Source organism: Lysinibacillus parviboronicapiens (genome assembly GCF_003049605.2).
Classification (GTDB): domain Bacteria; phylum Bacillota; class Bacilli; order Bacillales_A; family Planococcaceae; genus Lysinibacillus; species Lysinibacillus parviboronicapiens.
Window position 1 is genome coordinate 2,844,785 of the sequence record NZ_CP073713.1, and the last position, 15,149, is coordinate 2,859,933.

At 39.6% G+C, this 15,149-nt stretch carries 12 protein-coding genes; 1 reads left to right on the forward strand and 11 read right to left on the reverse strand.

Annotated features, from left to right (window positions below; genetic code table 11):
• Positions 1-22: 22 nt before the first annotated feature.
• From C9J31_RS13735 to C9J31_RS13785, 11 genes are all read right to left on the reverse strand, one after another.
• Complete coding sequence (locus tag C9J31_RS13735; protein WP_107949565.1) at positions 23-673, reverse strand: uridine kinase family protein; 651 nt, start codon at positions 671-673, stop codon at positions 23-25.
• Between the two features lie 140 nt (positions 674-813).
• The gene (gene leuD / locus C9J31_RS13740; protein WP_107923971.1) at positions 814-1,404 is read right to left on the reverse strand and encodes a 3-isopropylmalate dehydratase small subunit; all 591 of its coding nucleotides are present in this window, start codon (positions 1,402-1,404) and stop codon (positions 814-816) included.
• Between the two features lie 30 nt (positions 1,405-1,434).
• Entirely contained in the window at positions 1,435-2,844 is a 1,410-nt protein-coding gene (gene leuC / locus C9J31_RS13745) for a 3-isopropylmalate dehydratase large subunit (protein ID WP_107949563.1), read from the reverse strand.
• Positions 2,845-2,860: 16 nt separating this feature from the next.
• Positions 2,861-3,961, reverse strand: coding sequence for a 3-isopropylmalate dehydrogenase (leuB, locus tag C9J31_RS13750; protein ID WP_107923969.1), 1,101 nt, complete (start codon positions 3,959-3,961; stop codon positions 2,861-2,863).
• A 112-nt stretch (positions 3,962-4,073) separates the two neighbouring features.
• Complete coding sequence (locus C9J31_RS13755) at positions 4,074-5,612, reverse strand: 2-isopropylmalate synthase (protein ID WP_107949561.1); 1,539 nt, start codon at positions 5,610-5,612, stop codon at positions 4,074-4,076.
• Positions 5,599-6,633: a ketol-acid reductoisomerase gene (gene ilvC / locus C9J31_RS13760; RefSeq protein ID WP_107923967.1), complete on the reverse strand. Its 1,035-nt coding sequence runs from the start codon at positions 6,631-6,633 to the stop codon at positions 5,599-5,601. The genes C9J31_RS13755 and ilvC overlap by 14 nt, the downstream gene beginning before the upstream one ends.
• Before the next feature lie 103 nt (positions 6,634-6,736).
• Entirely contained in the window at positions 6,737-7,252 is a 516-nt protein-coding gene (gene ilvN, locus C9J31_RS13765) for an acetolactate synthase small subunit (RefSeq protein ID WP_107923966.1), read from the reverse strand.
• Positions 7,249-9,027 carry a biosynthetic-type acetolactate synthase large subunit gene (gene ilvB, locus C9J31_RS13770; RefSeq protein ID WP_107949559.1) on the reverse strand — a complete coding sequence of 593 codons (1,779 nt, stop codon included), beginning with the start codon at positions 9,025-9,027 and terminating at the stop codon, positions 7,249-7,251. Before ilvB ends, ilvN begins: the two co-directional genes overlap by 4 nt.
• Before the next feature lie 415 nt (positions 9,028-9,442).
• Positions 9,443-11,113: a dihydroxy-acid dehydratase gene (ilvD, locus tag C9J31_RS13775; protein ID WP_107949557.1), complete on the reverse strand. Its 1,671-nt coding sequence runs from the start codon at positions 11,111-11,113 to the stop codon at positions 9,443-9,445.
• A 418-nt stretch (positions 11,114-11,531) separates the two neighbouring features.
• Positions 11,532-12,854, reverse strand: a complete 1,323-nt coding sequence (locus C9J31_RS13780; protein WP_107949555.1) for a D-arabinono-1,4-lactone oxidase — start codon at positions 12,852-12,854, stop codon at positions 11,532-11,534.
• Positions 12,842-14,017, reverse strand: coding sequence for an amino acid deaminase/aldolase (locus C9J31_RS13785; RefSeq protein WP_107949553.1), 1,176 nt, complete (start codon positions 14,015-14,017; stop codon positions 12,842-12,844). The genes C9J31_RS13780 and C9J31_RS13785 overlap by 13 nt, the downstream gene beginning before the upstream one ends.
• A 533-nt stretch (positions 14,018-14,550) precedes the next feature.
• On the opposite strand from C9J31_RS13785, the gene C9J31_RS13790 reads away from it, so the two are divergent.
• A complete protein-coding gene (locus tag C9J31_RS13790) occupies positions 14,551-15,096 on the forward strand; it encodes a cysteine hydrolase family protein (RefSeq protein WP_107949551.1) in 546 nt (181 codons plus the stop codon).
• The last annotated feature ends 53 nt before the right edge of the window (positions 15,097-15,149 follow it).

Below are 15,149 nucleotides of genomic sequence, written 5' to 3' on the forward strand. Positions count from 1 at the left end.
CCAAAGTATAATAAACATATGATTATTTAAATGTAAATTTATTTTTTTCTAGAGTGATTGCTTCATCTGAAGTTTTTATAATAATATCAAAATGCTGGCTGTATGGCTGCATAAAGACCTCATACTGAATACGACGTTCTTCGTGTGACTGCCTTAAATAATTAATATCCATTCCCCTTTCAACAATATCACGACTCGATCTTCTCATAAATTCTGTTTCACCATCGGTATAGAAATAAATTTTCAAATCAAATAAAGCTGGATTCACAAATGCAACACTCATCCCTTCTACAATCGATACGCTTTTTTGTGACGAAAGTAACTCGCTTTTCATATAATGTGTATCGATTGTATATAGATTTAAGCCATCTCTAAGCATCCGAATATCTCTTTCTAAAGAAGGTAAATGATGCGCGGATGGATGGCAAGCTGTCATTTTATAACGATGATTTTCATTTTGGTATGTATAGTCGATTATTGCTTGATTTCTTATGTTTGAACTAACAATATAAGGATCTGTATTCATGTAATTCACTTGTTGTTGATTTAGTTGGTCTACGAGCCTATTGGCAAATGTTGTTTTTCCAGCTGCACCATGTCCTGAAATGCCAATAACTATCCGTTCATCCATTGTTTTGAGCCAAGTTGTTATTTCTTGTAATAATGTATCCATTTCTCTCCTCCTTTACGTATATAATAAGCTTATTTTTATGAATTGAGTACTAAAAAAAGCGCACAATCTTTATAGATTGTACACTTTCTAACAAAGAAAGAAGCCATCTCAAACGTTTCCTGAGACGACTCCCTTTGCTATTAGTACGCTACACGTTGTGCTTCATATGCAGCAATTTGTGCTTCATATTTAATAGTTAGAGCAATTTCATCCCAGCCATTCAATAACGTTTCTTTGTAATAAGAATCGATGTTAAAGCTATAAACCTGACCATCTTCGCCTGTTACTGTTTGTGCTGCGAGATTTACTGCCATGCTATAAGGTTTTGCTAAACCTTTTGCTAATATTTCATCACACTGTGCTTCTGTTAGTTTGATAGGCAATATGCCATTTTTGAAGCAGTTATTATGAAAAATATCTGCAAATGATGGTGCAATGACTACATTAAATCCATAGTCTAAGATGGCCCATGGTGCATGTTCACGAGAAGAACCACAGCCAAAGTTATCTTGCGCCACTAATATTTTAGAGTCTTTAAATTGTGGTTGATTTAATACGAAGTCTTTGTTTTCATTTCCTTGTGCATCGAAGCGCCAGTGGTAAAATAAAAACTGACCAAAACCTGTGCGCTCAATCCGCTTTAAAAACTCTTTTGAAATAATTTGGTCTGTATCTACATTTTTACGATCTAGTGGTGTAATGACACTAGTTACGATATTAATTGGTTCCATTTTCAATCATCCTTTCCGTGTGAATGGCCCTTACACCGTTTCCTTTACGAATTCGCGTACATCCACGAAATGACCCGCAATCGCTGCAGCCGCTGCCATCTGTGGTGATACTAAATGTGTTCTCGCACCTGTACCTTGACGTCCTTCGAAGTTACGGTTTGATGTTGATGCACAGCGTTCACCGGCAGGTACAACATCATCATTCATGGCTAAGCACATTGAACAGCCTGATTCACGCCATTCAAAACCCGCTTCTGTAAAGATTTTATCTAATCCTTCCGCCTCTGCTTGCTTTTTCGTTGAATGAGATCCTGGTACAACGATGGCTGTTACATTTCCATGTACTTTTCGTCCTTGAATGATACTTGCTGCTGCACGTAAATCACTTAAACGTGAGTTTGTGCATGAACCAATAAATACGTGTTGGATATCGATTGAAGTTAGTGGTTGCCCTTCTTCTAAGCCCATATAAGCAAGTGCTTTGCGAAGTGCAGCCTGATCGGACTCATCCTGATAATCTGCTTGCATTGGCACATTTTTAGAAACACCTGAGCCCATCGAAGGGTTTGTTCCCCACGTGATAATTGGCTCGATTTCTTCAGCTTTGATAATGCGCACTTCATCATACGTTGCGTCGACATCAGATGCTAGACTTAACCAGTAAGTGGATGCTTCTTCAAATTTCTCGCCCTGTGGTGCATAGCGACGATCTCGAATGTAGTCAACGGTAATTTGGTCAGGCGACACAAGGCCTGCCTTTGCCCCTGCTTCAATGGACATGTTACAAATTGTCATACGTTCTTCCATTGATAGTTTGTGGATTGCCTCTCCAGTGAACTCCACAATATAGCCTGTGCCAACGCCGATGCCAAATTTAGAGATAATCGCTAAAATAATATCTTTTGCAGCAACGCCCACAGGTAGCTCTCCTTCTACACGAATTTCCATCGTTTTCGGCTTGTTTTGCCACAATGTTTGTGTAGACATTACATGTTCTACCTCTGATGTACCAATACCGAATGCGATGGCACCAAAAGCACCATGAGTAGAAGTATGGGAATCACCGCAAACAATTGTTTTACCAGGCTGTGTTAACCCTAGCTCTGGTCCAATGACGTGTACAATCCCTTGGTCGGGGTGCCCCATACCTGCAAGCTCAATATCAAATTCAGCAGCATTTTTTGCTAATGTCTCAATTTGGTTGCGTGCAATCGGATCATTGATAGTTGGTAAATTTTTTGTAGGTACATTGTGATCCATCGTTGCAAAGCTTAAATCAGGACGACGCACTTTACGACCATTCATGCGTAGACCTTCGAAAGCTTGCGGAGAAGTTACTTCATGAATTAAATGAAGATCAATATATAACAGGTCCGGTTTGCCCTCTTCCTGATAAACAACATGTTTATCCCAAATCTTTTCAATTATATTTTTGCCCATTGTCTTCACCTATTTCTTAAATGTATGTTGTCATAATACTTTCTGATACAAAGCTAGTATCAATCTCATTAATCACCTTATCTGTCCATTCATTGGTAGATAACGTGCGACCACCGTCACGTGCAAGGTCCGCAGTGAAATATCCATCATCAAATACAGCACTTACTGCTCGTTCGATTTCTGCTGCTTCCTCTATAAGACCAAATGAATATTGTAGCATCATTGCCACAGAAAGAATTGTTGCGGCTGGATTTGCTACGCCTTGGCCAGCAATCTCAGGTGCTGAACCATGAACAGGTTCGTATAGTCCAAAATTATCACCACGGATGGAAGCTGATGGTAATACGCCAAGTGAACCTGTAATAACGGAAGCTTCATCACTTAAAATATCTCCAAACATATTTTCAGTGACAACAACATCATAGTGACCTGGATTTGTAATCAATTTCATAGCCACAGAATCCACTAAGTTATGCTCTACTTGCACGTCCGGATATTCTTTTTTCTTCGCTTCTACAACTTCACGCCATAAGCGACTTGTTTCAAGTACGTTTGCTTTATCGACAGAGCATAATTTGCCTCCACGTAAACGTGCTAATTCAAAGGCATTTTCAACAATACGTTCAACTTCTGCTGTTGAATAAACTGTTGTATCAATTGCGCCATTTTCAGTACGCATACGTGGTTCCCCGAAGTATACGCCACCTGTTAGTTCACGTACGATCATTAAATCTACGTTTTCGGCTACTTCACGTTTTAATGGTGAAGCATCTAGTAAACTCGGGAACGCCTTTACTGGACGTAAATTTGCGAATAAATCAAAGTACTTGCGAATACGTAATAATCCTTTTTCAGGGCGTAACTCAGGTGGGTTATTATCCCATTTTGGACCACCTACAGCCCCAAGCAAAATGGCATCACTTCCTTCACACATTTCAATTGTTTCATCTGGTAGTGGGTTATTGTGTTGGTCGATGGCAGCGCCTCCGATTGTTGCATAGCCTAAATGGAATGTATGGTTGAAACGTTTGCCAATTACTTGTAATACTCGTACAGCAGAAGCCACAACCTCTGGTCCAATTCCGTCACCAGGAAGTACTGTAATTTTTTTCTCCATCGTAAAAACACCTTTCTTTTTATAGTGTAAGTGCCTATCAAGGTTACGCTATTTTAGTAAAGACTCTCACCTACTTTTTGCAGATGAGAGACTTTTTATAAAGCAAGTACAATTAATTCACTTGTAGTGCACGAAGGCTTACTTGAATTAAATGACGGTTAATGGCATTTAAATAAGCTTTCGCAGATGCTTCTAACACATCTTGTGATGAGTTTCGACCAGTCGTTGAAACTCCATCGTAACGAATATTAATAACAGCTTCACCCAGTGCATCACGGCCCTTACCGACAGATTTCACACGGTAGTCGATCACATTAATGGCTCCTGGAACGAGCTGTTCAAGCGTATTGAAAATAGCTTCCACTGAACCAGATCCAGTAGCCACAACATTTTTCACATTACCTTCTGGCGTGACAACTGTTGCTGTCGCAGTTGGAATATTTTCTGTTCCATATTGTACTTGAACCATTTTCAATTCAAACAGAGGCACATCCTCAATTTGCACTTGTTGCTCTGTCAGAAGTGTTAGTAAATCTTCTTCTGTAATCTCTTTTTTGCGATCTGCAAGCTTTTTAAATTCAGCAAATGCTTTATTTAGCTTGTCGTCTGAAAGATTAAAGCCCATTGTTTCCGCACGGTCACGGAAGGCAGCACGTCCTGAATGTTTGCCGAGAACAAGAGGGACTTCCCCCTCACCAATAAGTGCTGGTGAAATAATTTCGTATGTTTCAGGATTTTTTAGCACGCCATCTTGGTGAATACCTGATTCGTGGGCAAATGCATTTTTCCCAACAATTGCTTTATTCGGTTGAATAACCACATTTGTTAATTTGCTTACTAATTGAGAGGTACGTTTAATTTCTTGTAAATGAATGCCCGTTTCCACAGGATATATATCTTTCCGAATATGAAGGGCAACCGCGATTTCTTCCAGTGCAACGTTGCCAGCCCGCTCACCGATACCATTAATCGTACCTTCTACTTGCGTAGCACCATTTTCGATGGCAGCGATGGTATTAGCAGTCGCCATGCCTAAATCGTCATGGCAGTGTGCAGAAAATTTAACATTTTCAGCGCCTTTCACATTCTCGAGCAGAAATTTAAACAATGCTCCATATTCCTGAGGAGATGCATAGCCAACTGTGTCAGGCACGTTGATTGTAGTGGCACCGGCCGCAACGACTTCATTCATAATACGAACTAAAAATTCACGATCTGAACGGAATGCATCTTCTGCAGACCATTGTACAAGTGGGAAGAATTTTTTGGCATATTTCACAGCTTCCACTGCTTGCTCCACCACTTGATGTGGTGATTTCTTTAACTTGTACTCCATATGAATGGGCGATGTTGCTAAAAAAATATGAATATGTGGTTGCTCTGCTACCTTAATCGCTTCCCATGTTGTATCAATATCTTTTTGCACACAGCGTGCTAGTCCTGTCACGATGGAATTTTTGACAGTACCTGCAATACGGTTAACTGCATCGAAATCACCAGGTGATGAAGCAGGAAAACCTGCTTCAATAATTGTGACCCCTAAACGTTCGAGTTGCTTGGCAATTTCAATCTTCTCAGCGGTATTTAAGTTAATACCAGCAGATTGCTCGCCGTCGCGAAGTGTTGTATCAAAAATATCAATTTTTCGCACTAACGCTCACTTCTCTCACTACTTTTTCTTTTCCTTCGTTGATGAATGGCATCATAGCACGTAGCTTAGTACCAACTTCTTCGATTTGGTGGTTGGCACCAGCTTCTTTGAATTTCGTGTAGTCAGGACGACCGTTTTCATTTTCTTGAATCCAACGACGCGCGAATGTACCATCTTGAATGTCAGTTAATACATCTTTCATACGCGCTTTTACTGAATCGTCGATGATGCGTGGACCTGCAACATAGTCACCCCACTCAGCTGTATCAGATACGGAGTAACGCATTGTAGCCATACCACCTTCGAACATTAGGTCAACAATTAGTTTTAATTCGTGTAATGTCTCGAAGTAAGCAAGTTCTGGTTGGTAGCCAGCTTCTACTAGTGTTTCAAAACCAGCTTTTACTAATTGTGTTGCTCCACCACAAAGAACTGCTTGCTCACCGAATAAATCAGTTTCAGTTTCCTCTTTGAATGTTGTTTCAAGTAAACCACCGCGAGAAGCGCCGATACCTTTACCATAAGCAAGTGCTAAATCTTTTGCTTGACCAGTTGCATCTTGATGGATTGCAAATAGACCTGGTACGCCAGCACCTTGTTGGAATTGACGACGAACTAAGTGGCCTGGACCCTTCGGTGCAACTAAGAATACGTCTACATCAGCTGGTGGTGTAATTTGGCCGAAATGAATATTGAAACCATGCGCAAACATCAGTGCTTTACCAGCTTCTAGGTATGGTGCGATTTCAGCTTCATAAACTGCTTTTTGACGCTCATCTGGCAGTAAGATTTGGATAACATCCGCTTCTTGTGCAGCCTCAGCTACAGTTTTTACGTCAACTCCATCAGCTTTTGCTGCATCGAAAGAACCGCCTGGACGAACACCTACTACTACATCGAAACCTGATTCTTTAAGATTTAGTGCATGTGCATGACCTTGTGAACCGTAACCGATGATAGCGATTTTTTTACCTTTTAATACGTCCTCGTTGATGTTTTGTTCATAGTACATTGTAGTCATTGTTTGTTTCCTCCTAAGTTTGGGTTTGTTTTTTGGTCCAGCTTTAGACATGTGCCACTTATCTGTGGAAACACACATCCAAAACTTTCATTTTATATGCAAACTATTTTAAAATAGAGAGCTGCGTATGCGTAATTTTTTGTGTTTCACGAACCGATGCTGTGGCACCCGTTCGTGTTAACTCTTTAATGCCATATGGGCGAATTAACTCGATGAAAGCATCAATTTTTTCAGGATGCCCTACCACTTGATAGGTAACAACGTTTTTCGCTGTATCAATTATTTGTGGTCGGAACGGCTCAACAATCGAGTTCATTTCAAGTCGTAAATTTGGTGGTGAAATAACCTTCACAAGTGCAAGCTCACGAAGCACGATGGCTTTATCTGTAATGTCATTAACCTTTAACACGTCAATTTGCTTCGATAATTGCTTGACAAGTTGTTCAATTTTGCTTTCGTCTTCTACATGTACAACAAATGTCATTTTTGAGAAGTTTGGCTGTTCAGTATGACCAACTGTAATCGATTCAATATTGAATTGACGTTTCATAAGTAAGCCCGTTACACGATTTAGTACACCGCTTTGGTTAATCACCGTTACTGTAATTACTCGTTTCACTTCTTTTTCACCCCAATCATTTCATGTAAGCCTTTGCCTGGTGCAACCATTGGATAGACGCACTCAAGCTGTTTTACGCGACAATCGATTAATGCTGGCTCATCAGAAAGAAGAGCTTCACGGAAGATACTTTCTGCTTCGTCAATTGTGTTAATAAGATAGCCTTTAATGCCATATGCATCCGCTAACTTCACAAAATCCGGTTGAATCGGCATAAGTGAAGATGAATAACGTTCCTCATAAAAGGTTTCTTGCCACTGACGTACCATCCCTAGGCAACTGTTATTTAAAATCACAATTTTTACTGGTAAGTTGAATTCTTTTAATAGCGAGAGTTCTTGCGCAGTCATTTGGAAACCTGCATCTCCTACAATTGCAACAACTTTTTTGTCTGGCTTCGCAAATTGGGCGCCAATTGCAGCTGGGAAGCCGAAGCCCATCGTACCTAGTCCACCAGACGTTACCCATCCATGATCATTGTTTAAGCGATAATATTGAGCAGCCCACATTTGGTGCTGACCAACGTCTGTTGTAACAATCGCTTCACCTTCCGTAATTCGATGCACAAGCTCTAGTGCTTCTTGCGGTAACACTTCTGTATCACTTGCTGCTTTGGAATACCAAAGTGGATTTTCGTTGGCATGATTTTCTAATAAGTTCAACCAATCAGCTGTATCTGGTCCTTCAAAATCTTTTTTCAATAATGATTTTAATGCTTCCTTGGCATCAGCTACGATTGGAATATCTGTCGGAACGTTTTTGCCAATTTCAGCAGGGTCGATATCGATGTGGATAATCGTTGCATTTGGCGCAAATGTTGCTAAGTTGCCCGTTAAACGATCATCAAAACGCGCACCAATATTTAGGAGTAAATCCGATTTTGTAATAGCAATATTAGCCGTCGCTGTACCATGCATGCCTGCCATACCGATAAATAATTCATGCTCCCCGTGGAATGATCCAAGACCTAGTAATGTATTGGTTACCGGGATACGATATTTTTCAGCAAAAGTCGTTAATTCTTCACGGGCATCAGCAAAAAGTACACCTGCCCCAGCTAAGATAACCGGCTTCTTTGCTAAAGAAATTGCTTGAATTGCCTTTTGAACTTGCAAATAATTCGGTTTGTAAGTTGGTTGGTAGCCAGGTAAATATATTTCTTCCGGTGCTTTAGGCGGGTTTTCCTCATCAAATAGCATTTGAGAGACATTTTTCGGGAAGTCAACAACTACCGGACCTTTCCGTCCTGTATTCGCAATATGGAATGCTTCTTGGACGATACGTGGAATGTCATTTACATCTTGCACTTGATAGTTGTGTTTGGTAATTGGTGTCGTAATCCCCATAATGTCAGCTTCTTGAAAGGCATCGGTACCAATAACTGAAGTGGCCACTTGACCTGTGAAAATAACAAGTGGAATGGAATCAATCATCGCATCGGCAATACCAGTTACCAAGTTCGTGGCTCCAGGTCCACTTGTGGCAATCACAACACCTGGTTTATTGGATACACGCGCATACCCTTCTGCTGCATGAATTGCGCCTTGTTCATGTCTTGTTAAAATATGGCGAATTGGGTTTTTGTACATCGCATCATAAATTTGAAGTACTGCACCACCGGGATAGCCAAAAATAATCTCGACACCCTGATCATGCAACGACTGTACTAAAACGTCTGCACCATCTTTCGGTTGAAAAGTTTTTTTAGCTTCAGCTTCTGCTTCTGCTGTTGTTACTAATTCTTCTTTTTCATTGATAGAAACATTCGCACTCATCAAAATAAGCCTCCTTCAAGTAGTTAAAATAGCGAAAAACTATTTTAATATCGTGAAAAATAATAAAAAGCCCTTTTCTCCACACGCAAAGAACTACCTTACGTAGGGATGAAAAAGACTTTTCATGGTACCACCCTTGTTTATAGCAATAAAATTGCTACCTCGCGAATAAAAGAAAGCATTTATGAACCCATGCAAGTAAACTTACATCCAATACGGTGTCATAAACCATTTATTCATTAATAACGAGCACTTCGATTATGCCCGGAGCTATCTAATGGCGAAACGCGTTTAATAGCTCACTCCGAGGGGATGTCGGATTTAGTTGTATCGCCGGCTTCCAGCACGACCGGCTCTCTGGTAGATACAAGGCTCTAAACCCTTTAACCTCATCAACGTTTTTACATATATATTTTTAAATTTTCATGACGCCACCTGTAGAGGCGCTTGTGACTAATTTCGAATATCTTGCTAACCAGCCACGTTTGATTTTTGGTTCAAATACTGGCAATTTTTCAAGACGTTCAGCTAATACTTCCTCTGAAACTTCTAAGTTAATCGTGCGATTTGGTAGATCAATTGTAATGATGTCACCATTCTCCACTAAAGCGATTGGACCGCCCTCTGCTGCTTCTGGTGAAATATGACCAATTGAAATACCGCGAGATGCACCTGAGAAACGTCCGTCGGTAATCAATGCAACCTTAGTTCCTAAACCACGACCTTGAATAGCAGACGTTGGTGCAAGCATTTCAGGCATCCCCGGGCCACCTTTAGGTCCTTCATAGCGAATGACGACTACATGGCCTTCCTTTACTGTGCCGTTATCAATATTTTCTTGCGCTGCCTCTTGTGAATCAAAAACAATTGCTTCACCCTTAAACACTTTAATAGAAGGATCTACAGCACCTACTTTGATTACAGAACCATTTGGTGCGATATTACCGAATAATACCGATAAACCACCAACTGGGCTATAGGGGTTATCTTTTGTACGAATAACTTGATCATTAGTAATGTGATAATCCTTTACAAGTTCACCCATCGTTACACCTGCAACAGTTGGACGATTTGGATGAATTGCGCCAGGAATGGATACTAATTCGTTTATAATGGCACTCACGCCACCAGCTTTATTAATATCATCCATTGATATATCCGAAGCAGGCATAATTTTCGCTAAATATGGTACACGCTCTGCAACTTTATTAATATCTTCGATGTTATAGTCTATTTCTGCTTCATTTGCGATTGCTAATGTATGAAGCACAGTGTTTGTAGAACCGCCCATCGCCATATCAAGTGCAAATGCATCATCGATTGCTTCTTTTGTAATGATGTCACGTGGCTTAATGTCTTCTTCAATCAAACGGACTAATTGTTTTGCAGCTTCTTTAATAAGCTTATGACGCTCATCAGATGTGGCTACGATTGTACCGTTACCTGGAAGCGCTACGCCTAGCATTTCCATCAAGCAGTTCATGGAATTTGCAGTAAACATTCCTGAACAGGATCCGCATGTTGGACACGCATTGTTTTCAATATCTAACAGCTCTTCTGATGACATTTTGCCTGATTTGTGAGCTCCTACACCTTCAAACACAGATGTTAGAGAAAGTTGTTTTCCTGTAGCAGATGTACCAGCCTCCATTGGACCGCCTGATACAAAAATCGACGGTACGTTTGTACGAACTGCTGCCATTAACATTCCTGGTGTGATTTTGTCACAGTTTGGAATGTAGAATACGCCATCAAACCAGTGTGCATTAATAACTGTCTCAGCAGAATCTGCGATTATTTCACGACTCGGTAAGGAATAACGCATACCAATATGTCCCATTGCAATTCCATCATCTACACCAATCGTATTAAATTCGAACGGAATTCCGCCCGCTTCGATTATGGCTTCTTTGACAACATCAGCAAATGTACGTAAATGAACGTGACCTGGAATAATGTCGATATAAGAGTTACAAACCCCAATAAATGGTTTGCCTAAATCTTTTGCTTTTACTTTGCCTGTTGCATATAAAAGACTTCGATGTGGCGCACGATCTACGCCTACTTTAATCATGTCACTTCTCATTTTAAACGCCCCTCATTTATTGCTATCCATTGCTATGTTCGTTGCTATATACAAAATGTTCTGTCTATTTTGTTTTTGTGTGTAAGTTAATTGCAGTAAATGCAACTAACTACTGTAACGAACGTATTAAATTGTTGTTATCATAGTACGAATAAGAGGGCCACGTCAACAGTATTTTTTGAATTGTTTAAACAATTAAAATACTCCATAAAATTTGAAATCGTTTTCATGCTGATTAAGCATCACTTTTATCTCGCTTTGATAAATATTTTGACATTTCGTTCAAATTTAAATTTTTTTATAATAAACAATATTTACATAGTTTAAATTTGAAAAACGTTCTAATATTTTTGCTATTTTCTTAGACTATCTTGCTACTCAGCGCGTAAAATTTCTAATTTTAATTAAATACCAATTTTTACAAAACGAATAACTTTTTTAGATAACCTGTGAAAAAAACATCATCTGGATCGTACAGGGCTCGGACTTCTAAGAACTTATCAATAGCTGGATACAAGCCGTGCACATGTTCAGCTGTTAAATGACTTTGTTTTCCCCAATGCGGTCTACCTTTATATTTTTGCATCAATGTATGCACCCATTTAAAATAAGGCTCTTCTGACATTCCTTTATACATGTGGAATGCGATAAAAGCCGATTCTTGCCCTTGTGTTGGACTTAAATATCCCGCTTCACCCGCAGTTGTGCGACATTCTAATGGAAAATGGACGTTTAGATGACCTTTTTTAAATGTCTCATGAATTTCTTCCATACATGCTTCAAATTGTGTTAAGGGAATGGCGTATTCACTTTCTTGGAACTTTACACTACGTGGCGAAGGATAAATTTCATAGCTTATCCCAACTTTTTCACCCTCAATAACATTTGCTGCAGCCAATCTACTCATCGCACCACTTAATGATGGCTTCCATTTGCACAGCTCTGAAATAGCAAAGAACGCACCATTTTCAACTATTTGAAGCTTTAATGTTTCCACACACTTACTCCATTCACTTTGATAGACAGGTGCCATGGCATTCATACGCTTTACCTGAATCGTTTCACTACTAGGGAAATAAAACCACTCCACATGCCGATGCTGGCGAATATCCTCACGATATGACGCAAGTCCTTTCGTGAATGTCTCCCGTGTTCCGACATAATGTAAGCTATAAAGAGGCATCACTTGCATCGTTACTTTTACAAGTACACCCAGCATCCCTAGTGATACGTGAATTGCCTCAGATAATGCGTCTGTTCCCCTTAGGTGCTCTCTGTAAGTACCAGTGCCATCTACAAAGCCCCATGCCGTTACAGTGGACGATAAAGAACCTAGCGTAACACCTGTTCCGTGTGTACCAGTAGATATCGCACCGGCAATTGTTTGCTCTTGAATATCGCCCATATTCATTAATGCAAAGCCATGTTTTGCAAGCAGTGGTCCCATTTCATATAAATAAGTTCCAGCCCAAAATGTTGCCTCTTGCTTTTCTGAGTTGACAGCTATTAGACCGCGCATGTTATGTAAAGAAAGTGCAATATGCTCCGGCATCGCAACAGCGCTAAAAGAATGAGCCGCCCCTGTTACACGTATTGTTTTTGTCGTATCTCGCGCATGACTTACCACGTTTACCACCTCTTCGATAGAACGAGGTAAATACATCTCGCTTGGGTAAGAAATGATATTGCCAGCCCAATTCGTCCACTTTTCACCATTTTTCCATTTGCCTACAGAAAACATTGTCCTTCCCCCCTATATGTTGCATAAGTTCCTATATACTTGTCCTCTCTTATGACATGCAATACTAAGAATCGTTCACAAAGCTCACCTGCTTTCGCATGTCGAAAATACATGGTGTCCCCTATATTTACTGTTTTTCCTTTTATCTTTACTGGTGTTTGAACTTCTCCTGCACCTTCTAAGTTTAGATATGAAAAATAGTTTGGTTCATAAAACGTTGGCAAGCGGTCCGCAGCAATTGCACCAGAAGCCGTATACCCACCACCATGACAGACCACAATATTTTTTTGAGGTTTTCGAGTTACTCTCAGCGCAAACCCTGCTGCCTTTGAGAGTTGTAAATGTGTAAACTGATCGAAAAGTGCTGGTGCATAAAATGCTGAACCAACCGTAATTTCCGTCACTTCTTTTTGTTGAGCAGTATATGTCATACTGCCTGAACCACCACCATTCACAAAACACAGATGAGGAAAATATGCTTTTATATGAGCAATTGCTAGTCTACGAAACTGGGTTACTTGCTTTTTCGCTTGCTTCTGCATGACTTCTATTATTTTTCCTTTCACAGCATTAGTCGGTCGATTACCGACTCCAGCTATTTGAGCTTCATAGCCCATAGCGCCAACAACGTCAATATACGATAGATTTTTTATAAATTGTAAAAATGGGGTGATGGACTCCAACGAATGAAGGGATGACCGTTTCGTACCAAAATAAAGGACCTTAAAATCATTCGACAAATTGATATCAATACAAATCGGCACACGTACATCAAGCTCTGCACCTAGTTGCTCCAAAAACGCAACATGTTCTTGTTTATCCACCATAAACGTGACAGTCTTGCCCTCTTTCACGAACTGTAACAATTGACGAACAGCTAATTCCTCCATTACTGGATAGCCAAGCAATAAATCATCAAATTGGTGTTCTAGTAAGAAAATCGTTTCTGCCGCTGTAAATGTCATAAAACCTCCAATATTTGAGAGGTTGTGTTGTATATAACGTAGCACCTCTAATGAACGAATCGATTTAGTCGCAATACGAATTTTTTTCTGTCCACATGCTTGCTGCACAGTCGCTATATTGTCATCCAGTGCATCTAAGTCCAGCCAGGCAAATGGACATTCTAGGCGATGAAACACACGTTCAAATCTCCTTGTCATCCTATCACTCCTTTATATGTTCTATGTATTTGATTTTCACAAGAAAAATTCCTTTTTAATGAAAAATTGTCTAAAAGGCTTACCATACATAGCATTTGTTGCGCACCATTAAACATTCAAATGCATTCTATTGCTATCTATGATATAAAATATTGAAAATAAAAAAGTTTAGTCACGACAACAAAAAACAACCGTGGACTACGACGAAATTGCCTTCACGGTTGTTTTAGTATTGGACGAGCATTGAACTCACCTTTCTATTATATTTTTACGAGACTACGAGACAAATAAAAATTCTACTGCTAAGTTTAGCATTACAAGCATATGCAAAGATGCGATTAGAAGACCTTGACGATCTAAACGTTTCATAACAGCCATATTCATACATATCACCTCGCCTTTTTTCACATTATACTCGCACACAATTCAATTTTCAAACTATTCTTAATATTAAAATATAACTATTTTTCTGACAAACCAATCCAGATATGGCATGATAAAAGTAAATTTACACCAAAAGGAGTGTGTGGAAATTGAAAAAAGCGCTACTTGTAATCGATTATACGCATGATTTTGTAGCAACGGATGGAAAACTAACGTGCGGAGAACCTGGGCAAGCTTTAGACGAAAAAATTTCCGCATTAATTGAACAATTTATTGATGAAAATGAATTCGTTGTTTTTGCGAATGATTTACATGAAGTAAACGATCCTTATCATCCTGAAACTAAACTTTTCCCTCCACATAATATTCGCGGCACGAATGGACGCAATTTATATGGTCAAGTTGGTAAAGTCTATCAAATGCATAAAGAGCAAGTATTTTGGCTCGATAAAACTCGTTATAGTGCCTTTGCTGGTACAAATTTAGCGATTTTATTAAAAGAACGTGGCATTGACGAAATTCATTTAGTGGGTGTTTGTACAGATATTTGTATTTTGCACACAGCTGTTGATGCTTATAATCTTGGTATTTCGACTGTTATTTATGCACAAGGCGTTGCAAGTTTTGATGCGGCAGGTCACGACTGGGCACTGCGTCATTTTGAGCAGACATTAGGCGCAAAAGTCATTAAATAATATAATCCTGAAGGCCATTAACCTTAATTATTTTCGTGAATGAAGAGGAACTA

Excerpts from the sequence above, each read along its gene's own strand:
- C9J31_RS13780 (WP_107949555.1), bottom strand. The coding sequence starts at position 12,854 with ATGTTTTCTGTAGGCAAATGGAAAAATGGTGAAAAGTGGACGAATTGG.
- C9J31_RS13785 (WP_107949553.1), bottom strand. The coding sequence starts at position 14,017 with ATGACAAGGAGATTTGAACGTGTGTTTCATCGCCTAGAATGTCCATTT.
- leuC (WP_107949563.1), bottom strand. The coding sequence starts at position 2,844 with ATGGGCAAAAATATAATTGAAAAGATTTGGGATAAACATGTTGTTTAT.
- leuD (WP_107923971.1), bottom strand. The coding sequence starts at position 1,404 with ATGGAACCAATTAATATCGTAACTAGTGTCATTACACCACTAGATCGT.
- C9J31_RS13735 (WP_107949565.1), bottom strand. The coding sequence starts at position 673 with ATGGATACATTATTACAAGAAATAACAACTTGGCTCAAAACAATGGAT.
- ilvB (WP_107949559.1), bottom strand. The coding sequence starts at position 9,027 with ATGAGTGCGAATGTTTCTATCAATGAAAAAGAAGAATTAGTAACAACA.
- leuB (WP_107923969.1), bottom strand. The coding sequence starts at position 3,961 with ATGGAGAAAAAAATTACAGTACTTCCTGGTGACGGAATTGGACCAGAG.
- ilvD (WP_107949557.1), bottom strand. The coding sequence starts at position 11,113 with ATGAGAAGTGACATGATTAAAGTAGGCGTAGATCGTGCGCCACATCGA.
- ilvC (WP_107923967.1), bottom strand. The coding sequence starts at position 6,633 with ATGACTACAATGTACTATGAACAAAACATCAACGAGGACGTATTAAAA.